A 16,210-nucleotide genomic window follows, 5' to 3' on the forward strand; every position below is an offset into this window, starting at 1 on the left:
TGCTTACAAAACTAAGTTTATGCTTCCGAAGTAAGTTTTGTACGAAGTAATATCTGTAAGCAAATGCTTACAAAACTAAGTTTATGCTTCCGAAGTAAGTTTTGTACGAAGTAATATCTGTAAGCAAATGCTTACAAAACTTTAAGGAGTGACATTATGTCTGACAACACAAAGCTGACCGATGTGATTATGCCGCAGCTGGCGGAGTCGCTGGTGTCGGCGACGATCGGTAAATGGTTGAAGCAGCCTGGGGATCCCATCGAGCAGTACGAACCGCTCTGTGATCTGATTACGGATAAAGTCAATGCGGAGCTGCCTGCTACCGTGGATGGTACGCTGGTGGAGCTGCTTGCTGAAGAAGGACAGACCGTGAGCGTAGGCGAGGTAATTGCGCGCATAGCCGTAGCAGCGCCAGCCGCGTCAAGTGCGCCGGCGGCTCCAGCGGCGGCTCCTTCTGTGAGCGCTGCGCCGCAAGCACAAGCTGCGTCCCGTCCTGCCGCACCCAAACAAGCTCCGGCAGCGAACAGGTCATCTGTCCCTGCCGTTGCCATAGATGCATCCGCACCGATGCGCTCCCGGTATTCCCCGGCCGTGCAGACTCTCGCCGCAGAGCATGGCATTGATCTCACGGCTGTGCCGGGGACCGGCCTTGGCGGCCGCATTACGCGCAAGGACGTGCTCACGTTCCTTGATAACGGCGGCGCATCAGCTACCGGCTTACCGGCTGCAGCAGCTTCTGTGGGGCAGCATGCACCTGAAGGTGCACAACAGCCTGTGCCACAGGTTTATAACGACGACATGCAGGAAGCCCCGGAGCCGGTCCGCCATTCCGGGCTTCATCTTAGTGAAACACCGCGTATTCCTACAATTGAAGTAGAGGGTGGACGGGGCAGCAGTTCGGAGTATCTGATCGATGTAACCCCAATCCGCAATACGATTGCGACAAGAATGCGTCAGAGTGTCTCCGAGATTCCGCATGCCTGGACGATGATCGAAGTCGATGTAACCAATCTGGTGGTGCTGCGCAACAAGCTGAAGGATGAGTTCAAGCGCAAGGAAGGTATTAACCTGACTTATCTGGCTTTTCTAATGAAGGCTGTGGTTAGTGCCATTAAGGATTATCCGATCATGAACTCGGTCTGGGCGGTTGATAAAATTATCGTCAAACGCGACATCAACATCTCGCTGGCTGTAGGTACCGAGGATTCAGTGATGACACCGGTCATCAAAAAGGCGGATCAGAAGAATGTTGCCGGGCTTGCCCGAGAAATCGACGAACTGGCCTTGAAGACCCGTGAAGGCAAGCTGCGCCTGGAGGATATGCAGGGCGGCACCTTTACCGTCAACAATACCGGATCATTCGGCTCTATTCTGTCTTATCCGATCATTAACTATCCGCAGGCAGCTATTCTCACCTTTGAATCTATCGTCAAAAAGCCTGTAGTGATCAACGATATGATTGCAGTGCGTTCTATGGCCAATATCTGTCTGTCGCTGGACCACCGGATTCTGGACGGTGTCATTTGCGGACGTTTCCTGCAGCGTGTCAAGGATAATGTGGAAGGTTATACACCAGACTCGAAGCTGTATTAACTAATGGTATTACCCAGTAACAGGAGACTGTAGTACAAAGGGGACCTGAGCGTATGAGCAGCAAGGATTTAAGCTTACTGGATGTTTCATATCTCCCGCTGATGGAATACGGGGCCGCCTGGAATCTGCAGAAAGAGGCTGTTCAGGCGATTGATGCCGGAACAGGGCCGGAGCGGCTCATTCTTTTGCAACATCCGCCTACGTATACCATCGGCTCCCAGCACCATCCTGAACATCTTCTCCTCAGTGCCGAGCAGCTTAAGCAAAAAGGTATTTCGCTGTTTGAAATCGACCGGGGAGGAGATATTACATATCATGGTCCCGGCCAACTGGTCGGGTATCCTCTGCTGAAGCTTGGGGTGGATGGCAAGGTGGATTTGCACGGTTATCTGCGCCGTCTGGAGTCTGTAATTATTGATTATTTGGCTGATTACGGGATTGAAGGCAGCCGCAAACCGGAATATACCGGTGTGTGGGTTGGTGATGAGAAGATCTGTGCCATTGGGGTAAAGTTCAATAAGAGCAAATTCCGCAAAGGTTTTATCACCAGCCACGGTTTTGCTTTCAACATCTCTGCAGGGATTGGAGAACAGGGCTTTCAGGGCATTATTCCGTGCGGGATTGCCGAATACGGGGTCACTTCGCTGGAGGAATGTACAGGACGAACCTTTGAGCTAGAAGAAGTAGCCGGGGAACTGATTCCTTATTTCCTGAAGCATTTTCCTTATGAAACGTCTGGTGCTGTAATACAGCCGGAATCGCTGCTGACCGATTAAGCTGAAGATTCACAGGTACATTTAAGTCAAATAGCGCCCGGATATCCGGACGCTATTATTAACGGGGCTAAGGCGGGACTTAACCAGCCAGGAAAGGCTCTAGAACGAAGAGCACAGTAGATGCGATCATGGCGATCAACATAACATAGATAACGATGCGGAACCATTTTTGACGTTGCATGAGTGACTCCTTTGAAATTAGTTTAAGTTAAAAGCATATGGAATGTTCAGCACAATACTACTATTGTAACGTATCCGTGAAAGAGAGGGAAGTCCGATGATCTCACAAGAACGCTTGATTCAGGAATTCATGGAGCTTGTCCGTGTAGATAGTGAAACAGGAAATGAACGGCAGATTGCCGATGTCCTCAAAGATAAATTCAGCGCCCTAGGCCTTACCGTCATTGAAGATGATTCCAAGGAACGTACAGGTCATGGAGCGGGCAATTTGTTCGTAACTTGGCCAGCTGTAGAGGGGGTTTCAGCACCGAAGATGCTGTTCACCTGCCATATGGATACCGTAGTTCCCGGTCAAAATATTCAGCCTACCCTGGGCGCAGACGGCTGGATTACCAGTGACGGCAGCACGATACTTGGCTCGGATGACAAGGCTGGACTCGCCGCTCTGTTCGAAGCCATTCGCGTAATTCAGGAGGACAATCTGGCCCATGGACAGATTCAGTTTGTCATCACTGCAGGTGAAGAATCAGGACTATTGGGTGCCCGGAATATGGACCCGAGCCATCTGGATGCCGAGTTCGGGTTTGCGCTGGATTCCAACGGTGAAGTGGGAGCTATAGCTGTGGCTGCGCCGACCCAGGCTAAAGTGACTATGCAGATTTTTGGCAGATCCGCTCATGCCGGAGTGAATCCGGAGGATGGAATCAGCGCGATTCAAGTCGCCAGCAAAGCCATATCCGCGATGAAGCTTGGACGCATCGACAATGAGACGACAGCGAATATCGGCAAATTTGCCGGAGGCGGTCCGACGAATGTGGTCTGTGACCATGTGCAGCTGGATGCGGAAGCGCGCAGTATTGTACAGGAAAAAGTAGAGCGGCAGATTGCTTCCATGCGTGAAGCGCTGGAGACTACGGCCCGTGAATACGGTGCGGAAAGTGAGTTCCGCAGTGAAATCATTTATCCGGCGTTCAGCTTCAATGAGCATGATCCTGTGGTGAAGCTGGCGGAACGTGCGATTACCTCGCTTGGGCTGACCCCGAGATTGTTCGCGTCCGGCGGCGGCAGCGATGCCAACGTATTCAATGGGCTGAAGGTTCCAACAGTAAATCTGGCCGTAGGCTATGAGCATATTCATACCACCAAAGAACGGATCAAAGCCGCGGATATCGTTAAGGTAGCTGAACTCGTTGTGGCTATAGTCAAGGAAAGTGTACAGGGATAAACCAGTCACGAGCGGCTAGGATTCAGCAGTAAATACATGAAGGAGCTGTCTCCGGTCTTCCCCGGGAACAGCTCCTTATGTTTACTCGCCTGGTCGAACACCAGGGAAGTATGCAAGAAAGATTAACCGGCCTTGTTCACATTGTTTTTCTGTCCTTCGGAATGCAGCATCAGGATATAAGCCAGAGGCATATCACGTCCATATTGCTTCATCCACCTGGCGATCACAGCCTTAATATGCTCGGGTCTGCCTACCATTGTGACGGCGGATGAGCTTGTACGGACAAGGATATCATTCATGCCTGCATTCCTTCTTTCCTCGTAAGTTTGCTATAATACACCCTATGCATATTGAAGCCAAAGGAGACCATTAACCTATGAAAAAAGATGAAATCAACCGCAATCCCGCTCTGGATGAAGAAACCCTGTCCACACAACCGATTTTTGAAGGTAAAATCATTACGCTCCAGGTGGATACCGTTAAGCTGCCTGATGGCAATACCGCCACACGTGAGGTTGTGAAGCATCCGGGGGCTGTAGCTGTGCTGGCACTGAACAAGGGCAAAATGCTTGTGGTTGAGCAGTATCGTCAGCCTATGCACCGCACCGAAGTGGAAATTCCTGCAGGCAAGCTGGATAAAGGCGAAGATCCCCTGGCTGCAGCCGGACGCGAGCTTCAGGAAGAAACGGGTTTTCACAGCGGAAAGCTAAAGCTGCTGAAGTCGTTCTATACTTCACCCGGTTTTGCAGATGAGATCATCCACTTGTATGTCACCGACAATGCCCAGCCGGGAGATATGGCTCTGGATGAAGACGAGTTCCTGGAGGTTTCGGAGCTGACTCTGGAGGAAGCGTATCAATACATCGCGGACGGGCGCATTGCCGACGCCAAGACGATGATGGCTGTCTACGCCTGGCACTTATTTACACTTACAGGCCAATGGCATTAGAAGCTAAGCTACAGAGCTTTTATTGTGACCTCCATGTGCATATCGGGCGGACCTCTGAAGGGCACGCTGTTAAAATCAGCGGCAGCAGCAGCCTTACTTTTGCCAATATCGCCAAAGAGGCCGCGCAGCGCAAAGGCATGGAACTGATCGGCATTATTGACAGTCATGCGCCAGGAGTTCAGGCGGATATCCGCACACTGCTTACTTCCGGCGAGATGAGCGAAGCGGATGGAGGCGGAATTGCCTACCAGGGGACGACGATTGTGCTGGGAACGGAAATCGAAATTCGTGAGCCCGGGCGAAAAGAGTGCCATGTCCTCGCCTTCCTGCCAGACCTTGCGGCGATGGAAGAATTCAGCAGCTGGATGAGCAAGCATATGCGTAACATCAATCTAAGCTCTCAGCGGCTATATGTGCCGGCCCGGGAGCTGCAGGATGAAATCTGCGGACGGGGCGGGATACTCATTCCGGCACATATTTTCACCCCACACAAAGGACTGTACGGGTGTGCCGCTGAACGGATGGCCGAGCTGTTTGATCTGGACAGGATCGCTGCGGTGGAGCTTGGGCTAAGCGCCGATTCCGAAATGGCGGGTTATATTTCCGAGCTTGACCCTTACACCTTCCTGACCAATTCTGATGCCCACTCACTTGGTAAAATCGGCCGCGAGTATAATGTGATCGAAATGGAAAAGCCCTCTTTCGCTGAGCTGCGGCTCGCGCTGGCACGTCAGGAAGGGCGCAGGGTCAGCGCTAACTATGGATTGAATCCGCGGCTTGGCAAGTACCACCGCACTTATTGTGCGGGCTGTGGCAGCATTGTAGACGAGGCATATGCGACCTTGGAGCGTTGTCCGTATTGCGGAAGCCAAAAATTGGTCCAGGGCGTATTAGACCGGATTCTGGCCATAGCTGACCGCAAGGAGCCTGTGATTCCTTTACATCGGCCGCCATACCATTATCAGGTGCCCTTGGAGTTTATTCCGGGGCTAGGCAAGCGCAAGCTGGAGCTATTGCTGCAGGCTTTTGGTACTGAGATGAGGATTCTGCATACTGCCGGTGAGGCGGAATTGGCCGCTGTAGCCGGAGCGGAATTGGCCGCGCAGATTGTGAAAGCCCGTTCCGGCACGCTGGAGCTGTCGTCCGGCGGCGGGGGGACTTACGGCAAGGTAGTGAAAAGCTAACGGCGAAGGCTGTCACAGCAGAGTACACTAACTGCTGATGAGACAGCTTTATTGATTTCAACGTGTACATGCGGCTGAAAGTAGTCCCTCAGCCTTCAAGGACAAGTCATAGAGCGGGACGTTTCCTCATATGGTGTAACATATGACCGGAAAGGAGAACGTCCCGATGCGTAGTCTACGGCTGATGATGAAGGAACAGGCGCCTCTTTATATTTTTGTCGCGGTATTGTTTTTGGTTGGGGTCGTTTTCGGGGCTTTGATTGTGAGTGCACTAACGCTGGATCAGCAGCAGGAGCTTGGGGACTATCTGGGGAATTTCTTCGTCACCGTTGATCAACACGGGCTTCCTGCGGCTCCGGATTCTTACTGGGATATTGCCGCGCTGAATCTGAAATGGATCGGTCTGATCTGGATTCTCGGATTGTCTGTGATCGGACTGCCCGGCATACTGATCCTTGATTTTCTCAAAGGCGTACTGATCGGATTCACCGTTGGCTGCCTGGTCAGCGAATATTCCTGGCACGGAATGCTGTTCGCGCTGGTCTCGGTTGCGCCGCATAATCTCGTGCTGATTCCGGTGCTGCTTGTTGGCAGCGCGGCAGCGATTGCATTTTCCCTGCTGATGATCCGCAGCCGGGTGCTGGGCCAGCGGCGTTCTCCGGTAACCCGGCCATTCGCTATGTACACACTGCTCTCCCTCGGACTGGCAGTTCTGGTGCTGGGCGTGTCCGGCTTCGAAGCCTGGGTCACCCCATCAATGATGCGCTGGGTTACACCTATGCTGGTTCCCAAAGGATAACAGGGATTATCGGCTTCTTCGTCGGATCACTCTGTTCCAAAAGCGTTTGACTTCTCAAACCGACTCCCCCTATAATGGAAGAAGTGATTTGAAGCCCGGTGCGGTAATTTTCCAAGGGGGAGGCAGACAATGGAAGCCCGGATAGATAAGATTAAGCAACAACTACAATCCCAAGGATACAAGCTCACACCCCAACGGGAAGCGACTTTAAGAGTACTGCTGGAGAATGAGGAAGACCACTTAAGCGCAGAAGATGTGTTCATGCTGGTTAAAGAGAAGGCCCCTGAGATTGGTCTCGCCACTGTCTATCGTACCTTGGAGCTGCTAAGCGAGCTTCATGTCGTGGAGAAGATTAATTTTGGCGATGGCGTTGCCCGTTACGATCTGCGTACGGATACAGCGAAGCATCACCACCACCATCTGATCTGCGTGCAGTGTGGAACGATGGATGAGATCCGCGAAGATTGGCTCGGACCGCTGGAAGAGCGGCTGGAGAATGAATATAATTTTACCGTGCTTGATCATAGACTTGATTTTCACGGAATCTGCTACCGCTGCAAGGACAAGAACAACACGGACAGCAGCCCTTCCGAATAAGCTTATAGATGAGGATTTACCACATAAGCTCTCACCGGTACGATGTACCGGAGGGGGCTTTTTAAATGATTTACAGAAGCTTCATACATAATAGAAGTCAGCGGCGCATACAGTGTAGGACGAGTCGGTGGGGCTAATTTGCTTCATATAACTTTTAGGAGGAGTCCTGATGATTGTCTCTGTACCCAAGACCATGCGCCGTTTGTATTTTATGACGCTGCTGGTAGCCATGAGCTGCCTTGCCTATTATGCTTTGAACTGGATCAGCAGTTGGATCAACCCTTATGAATATAATGAAATTCCCGAAGGCACGGCTGTCCGGGCATTTCAGGAGGTTCCGCACAGTCCCGAAGCGCTTGGCGCGGGGGAGAGATTGCGGTTTTATTACTGGTATGGGGAGTGAGCACTACTTCATAAGCAGGAAATAGCTGAGAGTCTGTCGAAAAAGACAAGGGTGGGACCGGACAGGGCCTGCCCTTATAAGCCTGCCGTAAGCCTTATGCCTAGAATGCTGCAGAATCGTGAAGAGCAGCCTGAGTTAGACAGGAGCGTGGATTGATGAAGTCACATTTGCAGCCGTTTATGCAGTATTTGTCCGAAGACAAAGGCTTGTCGCCAAGCACACTTGAGTCCTACGGACGGGATATTTCACAGTTTATGGAATTTGCGGAAGAACGGGGCATAGCCTCGCCTGATGAGATCAAAAGATCACATATTATGCTCTACCTGGCGGAACAACGGGGAGCAGGGCGTGCAGCCGCAACGGTGAACCGGAATACGGTGTCACTCCGGGCTTTTTTTCATTATTTACTGAAGAAGCGTATGATCGGGCAGGACCCGACGCTGGATATGGACAAAATCAAGCCAAGCAACAAGCCGCCGATGATATTGAGTGTGGAAGAGATGGAGCGGTTGCTGGATGCACCTGGTGATGATACCCCCCCTGGCAAACGCGATAAGGCGATGCTGGAGTTACTCTATGCTACAGGAATCCGTGTGTCCGAGCTGATCTCGCTGAATGTAGAGGATGTTCATACAGAAATGAAGTATGTGCGCTGCACCGGTTCTTCCGGCAAGGAGAGGATCATTCCTATGGGGGCGATGGCTGCTGAATGTGTAGCCCAGTACACTGGCGGCATGCGGGACAAGCTCCTGCGCGGCAATTCGGATGAGCCCGCCTTGTTCCTGAACAGTCTGGGAGGAAGGCTGACCCGTCAGGGATTCTGGAAAATCATTAAAAAATACGCCCGCGAGGCCCAAATAGAGCAGGACATTACACCGCATACCTTAAGGCATTCTTTTGCGGCACACCTGCTGGAAGGTGGGGCTGATCTGCGTTCCGTTCAGCAGATGCTTGGACATTCTGATATTTCGACCACACAGATTTATAGCGGGATTGCCCGCAAGAATATGAAGGAAGTCTATGAGAGCCATCATCCGCGGGCTAGGTAACCAAGAAGTACCCTATCTGAAGGTGTAACTACCAGAATTAAGGGACTGCCGGCAAAAGGTGCTTTTTGTGAGTAAGATCGCTATGATGGAATCATACTGAAAACTATGGCTCCACCTGGTGGAACTCTTATGAAAGATCAGCGTCCCGGAGAAATGCATACTACTAAAGGAGTGAAGACGGCAATGTCCTCATTTAAACGAATCGGATTTATTGTACTGGATAGTGTAGGTATCGGTGAAGCGCCGGATGCCGAGAGTTTTGGAGATAAAGGGGCCCATACGCTGGGTCATATTCTGGAACGGGTGCCGGGTCTTAAGCTCCCTAACCTGCAGCAGCTCGGTCTTGCGAATATCGCACCTCTGCCGCCGCTGGAACCTGTAGCTGCCCCAACCGGATATTACGGTAAAATGCAGGAGGTTTCGGTTGGCAAAGATACGATGACTGGCCACTGGGAGCTGATGGGACTCAAAATTGAGATTCCCTTCAATACTTACCCTGACGGGTTCCCGGCTGAACTGATCGAGAAGTTTGAAGCCGCTACCGGCCGAAAAGTGATTGGCAACAAACCGGCTTCAGGCACCGAAATCCTGGTGGAGTACGGTGAGGAGCAGATGAAGACTGGCGCCTGGATTGTATATACATCCGCAGACAGTGTATTCCAGCTTGCCGCACATGAGGGTATTATCCCGCTGGAAGAGCTATATAGTGCCTGTGCTATTGCCCGTGAGCTGACGATGGCTCCAGAATTCTCGGTAGGGCGCGTCATCGCCCGCCCGTATGTGGGCGAACCGGGGAATTTCGTACGCACGCCGAACCGTCACGACTACGCAGTGAAGCCACCGGAGCCAACTATTATGAACACGCTGCAGGATATCGGCAAAGACGTGATTGCTGTCGGTAAGATTAATGATATTTTTACGGGTGAAGGGGTTACGGCCTCCTATCCGACCAAAAGCAATGAGCATGGTATTGAAATTACGATTGCGGAACTGCGCAAGCCATTTGACGGCTTTCTGTTCACGAATCTGGTAGACTTCGACTCCCTGTACGGCCACCGGCGTGATCCCGAGGGATATGGACATGCCCTGGAGGTATTTGACCAGGCGCTGCCGGAGCTGCTCTCCACGTTAACAGAAGACGACCTTTTGATCATCTCGGCAGACCACGGGAATGATCCGGTCCACAGCGGAACCGATCATACGCGTGAATATGTGCCGCTGCTGGTCTACAGCCCGCGGTTTAAGAATCCGGGCAGCCTGGGTATCCGCCAGACCTTTTCGGATGTGGCAGCGACGATTGCCGACAACTTTGGGGCGAAAGCCCCACAGTACGGGACAAGCTTTTTGGCGGAATTGAAATAATCCTCACACACTCTTTAGGAGGCAAAATAACATATGCACGCAGTAACCCAGATTAATATTCAGGAAGCCGCGATCTATATCAAAGATAAATGTCCGGTTGCCCCGGAGATCGGTCTGATCCTCGGTTCCGGTCTTGGCGTGCTGGCGGATCTGATCACTGATGAGGTGGTCATTCCCTATCATGAAATTCCCCATTTTCCGGTGTCAACGGTGGAAGGGCATGAGGGTGAACTGCTGATCGGTATGATCGAAGGACGCCGTGTGGTCATGATGAAGGGCCGCTTTCACATGTATGAGGGCTATGGTCCGGAAACAACGGCCTTTCCTGTTCGTGTGATGAAGGAGCTGGGTGTTGCCAGCCTGCTGGTAACCAATGCCGCCGGAGGTGTGAACACGGGCTTCAAACCAGGAGATCTGATGCTGATCACCGATCATCTGAACCTGACCGGACGCAATCCGCTGACTGGTCCTAATGATAATGCGCTGGGTGTACGGTTCCCGGATATGTCTACAGCCTACAGCCCCCGTCTGATAGCAGTGGCCAGAGAAGCTGCTGCAGCACAGGGTTTTGAATTCAGGGAAGGCGTCTATGCCGGGCTGCTTGGACCGAATTATGAAACACCGGCTGAAATCGTGATGCTGCGCCGCCAGGGTGCGGATGCAGTCGGGATGTCTACCGTTTCGGAGACGATCGTTGCCCGTCATGCCGGCATAGAAGTGCTGGGCATTTCCTGCATTACCAACATGGCCGCAGGCATTCTGGATCAGCCGCTGAACCATGCGGAGGTTATGGAGACAGCGGACCGTGTGCGCGAGCACTTTTTGAAGCTGGTTCTGGCGTTTATTCCGAAGATGTAGGCTGAAACCTCAGTTGGACGGACCTTACACAATACACAATCGATAATGGGAGGACGTTACACATATGACACAACACGCAAATACTCCTTACGGCATGCAGGTCAAAGAAGCCGCTGAGTATATTCAATCCAAATTGGGTGCCTATGCTCCAAAGATAGGTCTGATTCTGGGTTCGGGTCTTGGCGATCTGGGCGATCAGATTGAGGATGCCGTGTACTTGCCTTACGAGGAGATCCCACACTTTCCGCGTTCGACGGTGGAAGGTCATGCCGGACGTTTCGTCATCGGAAAGCTGGAAGGCAAAGGCGTTATAATTATGCAAGGCCGTTTCCACTACTACGAAGGTTATTCCATGCGGAAGGTTGTCCTGCCGGTATATGTAATGGCCAAGCTGGGTGTAGGTACTCTGGTGATTACCAATGCGGGCGGCGGAATGAACCGTTCATTCAAGGCCGGAGATCTGATGCTGATCAGTGACCATCTGAACATGACTGGCGACAACCCGCTGATCGGACCCAATGATCCCGAGCTGGGCGTGCGATTCCCGGATATGTCCCGTGCCTATGATCCCGAATATATAGCTCTGGCCAAAAAGCTGTCCGCTGAAGTCAAAGGTGTGGACGGCGAAGCACTGGTGCTGCAGGAAGGTGTATATGCCGGAATTAGCGGTCCTACCTACGAAACACCGGCTGAGCTGAAAATGCTTGCCTACCTCGGCGGAGATGCCGTCGGGATGTCCACTGTGCCGGAAGTGATCGTTGCCAGCCACAGCAAGCTTCGGGTACTCGGCATTACTTGTATTACAGATATGGCCATTGGGGATGAGCTGGAGCCGCTGACCCATGAGCAGGTTGTGAAGGTAGCTAATCTGACGAAGCCGAAATTTATTGGACTGGTTCGGGCTTTTGTACGTGAGGTGCAGGTATAATGCGCGCAGTGGATCTGATTCAGAAGAAACGAGACGGTGGAGAATTGAGTCGTGAAGAAATCGCTTATCTGATCCAGGGTTACAGCAAAGGCGAGATTCCGGATTATCAAATCTCTGCTTGGGCGATGGCCGTCTACTTCCAGGGGATGAATGCTCGTGAAACCGGTGATCTCACCCTGGAAATGGCTATGTCGGGTGATCAGGTTGACCTTAGTCCGATTGCGGGCATTAAGGTAGACAAGCATTCCACAGGCGGGGTAGGCGATAAAACAACTGTGGTGCTTGCTCCTCTTGTAGCCTCCGCAGGAGTACCGGTAGCCAAAATGTCCGGCCGAGGTCTGGGGCATACCGGTGGCACACTGGACAAGCTGGAGTCGATCAGCGGCTTCTCTGTGGAAATGGACCGGGAACGGTTCTTCACCCAGGTTGGCGAGATCGGTGCGGCTGTCATCGGTCAGTCGGGTAATATCACCCCTGCGGACAAGAAACTGTATGCGCTGCGTGATGTGACTGCGACGGTGGAATCCATTCCGTTGATCGCGAGTTCCGTCATGAGTAAAAAGATCGCCGCTGGCGCGGATGCCATCGTACTCGATGTCAAAACCGGCAGCGGGGCGTTCATGAAGACGCTTGATGATTCCATCGCTCTTGCCCAGGCGATGGTCGATATTGGAACGCATCTGGGGCGCAACACGGTAGCGGTCATCAGCGACATGGACCAGCCTCTGGGTTACGGCATCGGCAATGCACTTGAAATCAAAGAAGGCATTGAAACCCTGAAAGGGCATGGTCCTAAGGATCTGGAAGAAGTCTGCCTGATTCTTGGAAGCCAGATGCTTGTTCTTGGGGGAAAAGCGAAGGATGAGACCGAAGCACGTGCGATCCTGAAGTCCCATATTGAGGATGGTAGTGCACTGGCCAAGTTCAAGCAGATCGCCCTGGCCCAGGGCGGAGACGTTACCCAGGTGGAGTCGCCTGATACTCTGCCGTCCGCACGGACCTTCATCGAAGTGAAGGCAAAAACTACTGGTTACGTGGAGAGCATCCAAGCGGAGCAAATCGGCATCGCAGCCATGCTGCTTGGTGCCGGACGCGAAACAAAGGAATCGGTTATCGATCTGGCGGTAGGAATCCAGCTGTCCAAGAAAGTCGGCGATGCTGTAGCGGCAGGTGAAACGCTCGCCGTGCTGCATGTGAACGACGCCGGAGCGAACAAGGTGCAGGAAGCGGAAGCCAAGGTGCTGGAAGCTTACCTGATTTCCGCCGCGCCCGTACCCCCGCAGCCGCTGGTGTTCGCCTTGGTTACCAAGGATGGGGTAACCCGGTATTGATTAGAGTTGGATTGTAACCCTAATAGCAGAATCCTATATGAGCGATTAAAGCCGTACGAATGAAAACTTCGTACGGCTTTTTTTGCATGGATGTATGGAACCGGCTCCTCGAAAGGTGAAGCCCCCCTAATCCGTTAACCATTGGAGATACTGCACATTATGCAACAATACTCGCTCTAACAATCTGAAATGGTGTGAATCTTGCACGCTGTACAACAATGTTTGTGCCGAGCTCACATAAATGGCGAAAATCTTGCAGTTTGTACAACAAAGGGCCACCTGAGAAGGCCAAAGTTATAAAAATCCTGCACTTCGTACAACAATTCGCACTATAGAACTCTTCCGTCCGTTTGCACCCGTAAGAATCTAAAGCTTCATACATCCGCCTGCGGGTCCAGGCACTCCTCAATAGCCCGTATCATCCGGTATGCCCCCTGGCTGTGATTACTGAGCGCAGACGCTGTAATACCGTTAGCAGGATAGTGTGCAGAATGGAAGGATACACCTGGGTCGTAGCCCATCACATGATATTTATAGATCTTATCCCCGCGTTTTGTAATCCACACCCCGTAGCCATAGAATTCCTCTTGGTCCTCATGAATATGAGGGGTAAGCAGCAGGGCGGTCAGCTCCGGACTCAGCAGCTTATGCTGAAGCAGCCCTTCCCACAGCAGCAGCATATCAGGTGCAGTCACGAATGCACCGCCATCCGCACCTCCTTTTACAGGAATGGAGTAGATGTTGGTGGTATAGGTTCCATCTTCGTTCACGATGTAGCCAAGTGCCGTATTGGCGGGGAGATTATCTATAGAGAAATAACCGGAGTCCGCCATTTCGCAGACTGCAAAAATATGCTGTTCCACATAATCAGTGAATGCCATCCCGCTAATCTTTTCCACAAGTAATCCAAGCAGGATATACCCCGCGTTATTGTAATGGAATCTGGTGCCTGGCGCGAATTTCATGGGCAGTCCTTGGAACATGGGCAGGAAATCCTTGAGCTGTCTTAACTGATACATGGGCTGGGTCGACCATAGGGAGGCGAAATCATCCATCGTCTCTTCATCAAAATAATCTGGAATGCCTGAGCTATGGGTCAGCAGCTGATGAACGGTGATGTCACCGCTGAACTGGGGAAACTCCGCCTGGCCCAGGATATCCAGGACCCTGCTGTCCAGCGTAAGCTTTCCCGACTCCACTAGCTGACAGACGGCAATGGCTGTGAACAGCTTGGAGCCGGAGGCATTGCCAAATCGTGTGCCCAGACGGTTCAGTCTTTGTTCGGCTTTGTCGGCAAAGCCGTATGCACCAGCGGCCGCAGCAACTGCAGCGCTTTTGACGAGTACGGTACCCGAAAAGCCTGTAGCTTCAGCCTCGGATTGAATGGTGTTGCAAAGTCGTTCCTGTAGCATGATTTTGTCCTCCTGATCTATCATAGTTCTTGTCGGCCGGAAAGCTGACTTGTGTCTAACTATAGAGCTAGATTCAATTCCATATCTGATACGTAGTTCAAGATATCATGCTCTCTGCTGAAAAGGTAGGTAAATTCCTTGTAGAAACTATTTATTCGGCTACGTTGATGGAGACTAATCTGTTTTTTTAGATACAAATGGAATAATTTTCACCCTTTCTGACCAGACTGGAACACAGTACCTGTGATATGAAGGTTAATGTTCAGGAGGGGAACCACTGTGAGAAAAATGCGTTATGTACTGCTCGTGCTATGTGTTGCTGCTTCGGTTCTGGGATCAGCTTCAGGCGCGTATGCAGAGGAAAAAGCCAAAGCTAAAGACACCGGCAAGAATGCTGCTGCTGTGGATCTGGCACCCGGAGCGCGCTCTGCCATTCTGATGGACGCGAACACCGGCACTGTGATCTATGAAAAGAACAGTCATGACAAGCTTCCGCCGGCAAGCATTACCAAAATCATGACTATGCTGTTGACTGTCGAAGCCCTGGATGAAGGCAGAATGCAATTGACCGACAAGGTCCGGACTAGCGAATATGCCGCATCAATGGGCGGGTCGCAGATTTTTCTGGAGCCCGGCGAAGAAATGTCTGTAGATGAAATGCTTAAAGGCATAGCCATGGCCTCAGGCAATGACGCATCGGTGGCAATGGCCGAGAAATTGGCTGGTTCAGAGAGTGCTTTTGTTGATCAGATGAATCAAAAGGCCGAAGCGCTTGGCCTGAAGGACACGCATTTTGCCAACTGCAACGGTCTGCCGGCCGAGAACCACTATTCCTCTGCCCACGACATTGCCGTCATCAGTCAGGAACTTTTGAAGCACGACCGGATTATCAAATACACCGGCTCCTATCAGGATTATCTGCGCAAGGATTCGGCCAAGCCGTTCTGGCTGGTGAATACGAACAAGCTGGTACGCTTTTATACAGGGGCTGACGGTCTGAAAACAGGCTATACGTCTGAAGCTAAGTTCTGCCTCTCCGCGACAGCTGCCAGAGATGGACTGCGTGCTATCGCGGTGGTGATGGGTGAACCTAACACCAAAACGCGCAATAGCGAAGTATCGGGGATGTTCGATTACCTCTTTTCCCAGTATAAAATCCATACGATTCACAAAGATGGAGACGCCATCGGCACCGTGAAGATTGAGAAAGGCGTGAAGACTCAGCTTCCGCTGACTGCCAAAGAGACCTACAGTGTGCTTTTGAAGAAGGGAATCACCCAGGAGGGTATCCGTCATGAGCTGGTCGTGCCGGACAGTATTAAAGCCCCTGTCAAAGCAGGTCAAACGGTAGGCAAACTGGTTGTCTACCAAGGAACAACGATGATTAAGGAATATGAGCTGAAGGCGGACACGGATGTGCCGAAGGCAGGGTGGTGGAGGCTGTTCAAACGGACTACGGGCTCCCTGTTCAGAGCTGATTAATTTCTTGCTTTTTGTAGATTGATCTCAGGCTTTCTGTTGATTCGTAGGGGTTTTCTTCTAGTTTTGTCGTGAGGCAGGATTA

At 51.8% G+C, this 16,210-nt stretch carries 17 protein-coding genes; 14 read left to right on the plus strand and 3 right to left on the minus strand.

Annotation, left to right across the window (positions count from 1 at the left end):
• Window positions 1-156 precede the first annotated feature (156 nt).
• Window positions 157-1,593 carry a dihydrolipoamide acetyltransferase family protein gene (locus tag AC0MA3_RS18110; RefSeq protein WP_474657217.1) on the plus strand — a complete coding sequence of 479 codons (1,437 nt, stop codon included), beginning with the start codon at window positions 157-159 and terminating at the stop codon, window positions 1,591-1,593.
• A 53-nt stretch (window positions 1,594-1,646) separates the two neighbouring features.
• Window positions 1,647-2,369, plus strand: coding sequence for a lipoyl(octanoyl) transferase LipB (gene lipB, locus AC0MA3_RS18115; protein ID WP_474657218.1), 723 nt, complete (start codon window positions 1,647-1,649; stop codon window positions 2,367-2,369).
• A gap of 79 nt (window positions 2,370-2,448) precedes the next feature.
• Here lipB and prli42 read toward each other — a convergent pair whose 3' ends face one another.
• Window positions 2,449-2,550, minus strand: a complete 102-nt coding sequence (prli42, locus tag AC0MA3_RS18120; RefSeq protein ID WP_143186211.1) for a stressosome-associated protein Prli42 — start codon at window positions 2,548-2,550, stop codon at window positions 2,449-2,451.
• A gap of 96 nt (window positions 2,551-2,646) precedes the next feature.
• Here prli42 and AC0MA3_RS18125 point away from each other — a divergent pair, with 96 nt between their 5' ends.
• Entirely contained in the window at window positions 2,647-3,774 is a 1,128-nt protein-coding gene (locus AC0MA3_RS18125) for a M20/M25/M40 family metallo-hydrolase (RefSeq protein WP_474657219.1), read from the plus strand.
• 122 nt (window positions 3,775-3,896) lie between these two features.
• Here the strand turns inward: AC0MA3_RS18125 and AC0MA3_RS18130 are convergent, their stop codons facing one another.
• Complete coding sequence (locus tag AC0MA3_RS18130; RefSeq protein WP_474657220.1) at window positions 3,897-4,073, minus strand: hypothetical protein; 177 nt, start codon at window positions 4,071-4,073, stop codon at window positions 3,897-3,899.
• A 77-nt stretch (window positions 4,074-4,150) separates the two neighbouring features.
• Between AC0MA3_RS18130 and AC0MA3_RS18135 the strand changes: the two genes are divergently transcribed.
• From AC0MA3_RS18135 to AC0MA3_RS18180, 10 genes are all read left to right on the plus strand, one after another.
• Window positions 4,151-4,723 carry an NUDIX hydrolase gene (locus tag AC0MA3_RS18135; RefSeq protein WP_474657221.1) on the plus strand — a complete coding sequence of 191 codons (573 nt, stop codon included), beginning with the start codon at window positions 4,151-4,153 and terminating at the stop codon, window positions 4,721-4,723.
• Window positions 4,714-5,907, plus strand: coding sequence for an endonuclease Q family protein (locus AC0MA3_RS18140; RefSeq protein WP_474657222.1), 1,194 nt, complete (start codon window positions 4,714-4,716; stop codon window positions 5,905-5,907). Before AC0MA3_RS18135 ends, AC0MA3_RS18140 begins: the two co-directional genes overlap by 10 nt.
• A gap of 166 nt (window positions 5,908-6,073) precedes the next feature.
• The gene (gene spoIIM / locus AC0MA3_RS18145) at window positions 6,074-6,706 is read left to right on the plus strand and encodes a stage II sporulation protein M (protein ID WP_474657223.1); all 633 of its coding nucleotides are present in this window, start codon (window positions 6,074-6,076) and stop codon (window positions 6,704-6,706) included.
• Between the two features lie 129 nt (window positions 6,707-6,835).
• A complete protein-coding gene (fur, locus tag AC0MA3_RS18150) occupies window positions 6,836-7,303 on the plus strand; it encodes a ferric iron uptake transcriptional regulator (RefSeq protein WP_379162065.1) in 468 nt (155 codons plus the stop codon).
• Window positions 7,304-7,472: 169 nt separating this feature from the next.
• The gene (locus AC0MA3_RS18155; RefSeq protein ID WP_379162067.1) at window positions 7,473-7,706 is read left to right on the plus strand and encodes a DUF4227 family protein; all 234 of its coding nucleotides are present in this window, start codon (window positions 7,473-7,475) and stop codon (window positions 7,704-7,706) included.
• Window positions 7,707-7,861: 155 nt separating this feature from the next.
• The gene (gene xerD, locus AC0MA3_RS18160; RefSeq protein WP_474657224.1) at window positions 7,862-8,755 is read left to right on the plus strand and encodes a site-specific tyrosine recombinase XerD; all 894 of its coding nucleotides are present in this window, start codon (window positions 7,862-7,864) and stop codon (window positions 8,753-8,755) included.
• 183 nt (window positions 8,756-8,938) lie between these two features.
• Window positions 8,939-10,117: a phosphopentomutase gene (gene deoB, locus AC0MA3_RS18165; RefSeq protein ID WP_474657298.1), complete on the plus strand. Its 1,179-nt coding sequence runs from the start codon at window positions 8,939-8,941 to the stop codon at window positions 10,115-10,117.
• 33 nt (window positions 10,118-10,150) lie between these two features.
• Window positions 10,151-10,975, plus strand: a complete 825-nt coding sequence (locus tag AC0MA3_RS18170) for a purine-nucleoside phosphorylase (RefSeq protein ID WP_474657225.1) — start codon at window positions 10,151-10,153, stop codon at window positions 10,973-10,975.
• Between the two features lie 64 nt (window positions 10,976-11,039).
• Window positions 11,040-11,903 (plus strand): purine-nucleoside phosphorylase, encoded by an 864-nt coding sequence (locus tag AC0MA3_RS18175; protein WP_474657226.1) that lies wholly within the window; start codon window positions 11,040-11,042, stop codon window positions 11,901-11,903.
• Window positions 11,903-13,234, plus strand: a complete 1,332-nt coding sequence (locus AC0MA3_RS18180; protein ID WP_474657227.1) for a pyrimidine-nucleoside phosphorylase — start codon at window positions 11,903-11,905, stop codon at window positions 13,232-13,234. Before AC0MA3_RS18175 ends, AC0MA3_RS18180 begins: the two co-directional genes overlap by 1 nt.
• A 374-nt stretch (window positions 13,235-13,608) precedes the next feature.
• On the opposite strand, the gene AC0MA3_RS18185 is transcribed toward AC0MA3_RS18180, so the two are convergent.
• Window positions 13,609-14,646: a serine hydrolase domain-containing protein gene (locus AC0MA3_RS18185; protein WP_474657228.1), complete on the minus strand. Its 1,038-nt coding sequence runs from the start codon at window positions 14,644-14,646 to the stop codon at window positions 13,609-13,611.
• A 288-nt stretch (window positions 14,647-14,934) separates the two neighbouring features.
• On the opposite strand from AC0MA3_RS18185, the gene AC0MA3_RS18190 reads away from it, so the two are divergent.
• Complete coding sequence (locus tag AC0MA3_RS18190; protein ID WP_474657299.1) at window positions 14,935-16,128, plus strand: D-alanyl-D-alanine carboxypeptidase family protein; 1,194 nt, start codon at window positions 14,935-14,937, stop codon at window positions 16,126-16,128.
• Window positions 16,129-16,210 lie beyond the last annotated feature (82 nt).

Source organism: Paenibacillus sp. LS-5 (assembly GCF_056121505.1).

Excerpts from the sequence above, each read along its gene's own strand:
- AC0MA3_RS18130 (WP_474657220.1), bottom strand. The coding sequence starts at position 4,073 with ATGAATGATATCCTTGTCCGTACAAGCTCATCCGCCGTCACAATGGTA.
- xerD (WP_474657224.1), top strand. The coding sequence starts at position 7,862 with ATGAAGTCACATTTGCAGCCGTTTATGCAGTATTTGTCCGAAGACAAA.
- lipB (WP_474657218.1), top strand. The coding sequence starts at position 1,647 with ATGAGCAGCAAGGATTTAAGCTTACTGGATGTTTCATATCTCCCGCTG.
- fur (WP_379162065.1), top strand. The coding sequence starts at position 6,836 with ATGGAAGCCCGGATAGATAAGATTAAGCAACAACTACAATCCCAAGGA.
- AC0MA3_RS18110 (WP_474657217.1), top strand. The coding sequence starts at position 157 with ATGTCTGACAACACAAAGCTGACCGATGTGATTATGCCGCAGCTGGCG.
- AC0MA3_RS18190 (WP_474657299.1), top strand. The coding sequence starts at position 14,935 with ATGCGTTATGTACTGCTCGTGCTATGTGTTGCTGCTTCGGTTCTGGGA.
- AC0MA3_RS18140 (WP_474657222.1), top strand. The coding sequence starts at position 4,714 with ATGGCATTAGAAGCTAAGCTACAGAGCTTTTATTGTGACCTCCATGTG.
- AC0MA3_RS18135 (WP_474657221.1), top strand. The coding sequence starts at position 4,151 with ATGAAAAAAGATGAAATCAACCGCAATCCCGCTCTGGATGAAGAAACC.
- AC0MA3_RS18170 (WP_474657225.1), top strand. The coding sequence starts at position 10,151 with ATGCACGCAGTAACCCAGATTAATATTCAGGAAGCCGCGATCTATATC.
- AC0MA3_RS18125 (WP_474657219.1), top strand. The coding sequence starts at position 2,647 with ATGATCTCACAAGAACGCTTGATTCAGGAATTCATGGAGCTTGTCCGT.
- deoB (WP_474657298.1), top strand. The coding sequence starts at position 8,939 with ATGTCCTCATTTAAACGAATCGGATTTATTGTACTGGATAGTGTAGGT.
- AC0MA3_RS18155 (WP_379162067.1), top strand. The coding sequence starts at position 7,473 with ATGATTGTCTCTGTACCCAAGACCATGCGCCGTTTGTATTTTATGACG.
- spoIIM (WP_474657223.1), top strand. The coding sequence starts at position 6,074 with ATGCGTAGTCTACGGCTGATGATGAAGGAACAGGCGCCTCTTTATATT.
- AC0MA3_RS18175 (WP_474657226.1), top strand. The coding sequence starts at position 11,040 with ATGACACAACACGCAAATACTCCTTACGGCATGCAGGTCAAAGAAGCC.
- prli42 (WP_143186211.1), bottom strand. The coding sequence starts at position 2,550 with ATGCAACGTCAAAAATGGTTCCGCATCGTTATCTATGTTATGTTGATC.
- AC0MA3_RS18185 (WP_474657228.1), bottom strand. The coding sequence starts at position 14,646 with ATGCTACAGGAACGACTTTGCAACACCATTCAATCCGAGGCTGAAGCT.
- AC0MA3_RS18180 (WP_474657227.1), top strand. The coding sequence starts at position 11,903 with ATGCGCGCAGTGGATCTGATTCAGAAGAAACGAGACGGTGGAGAATTG.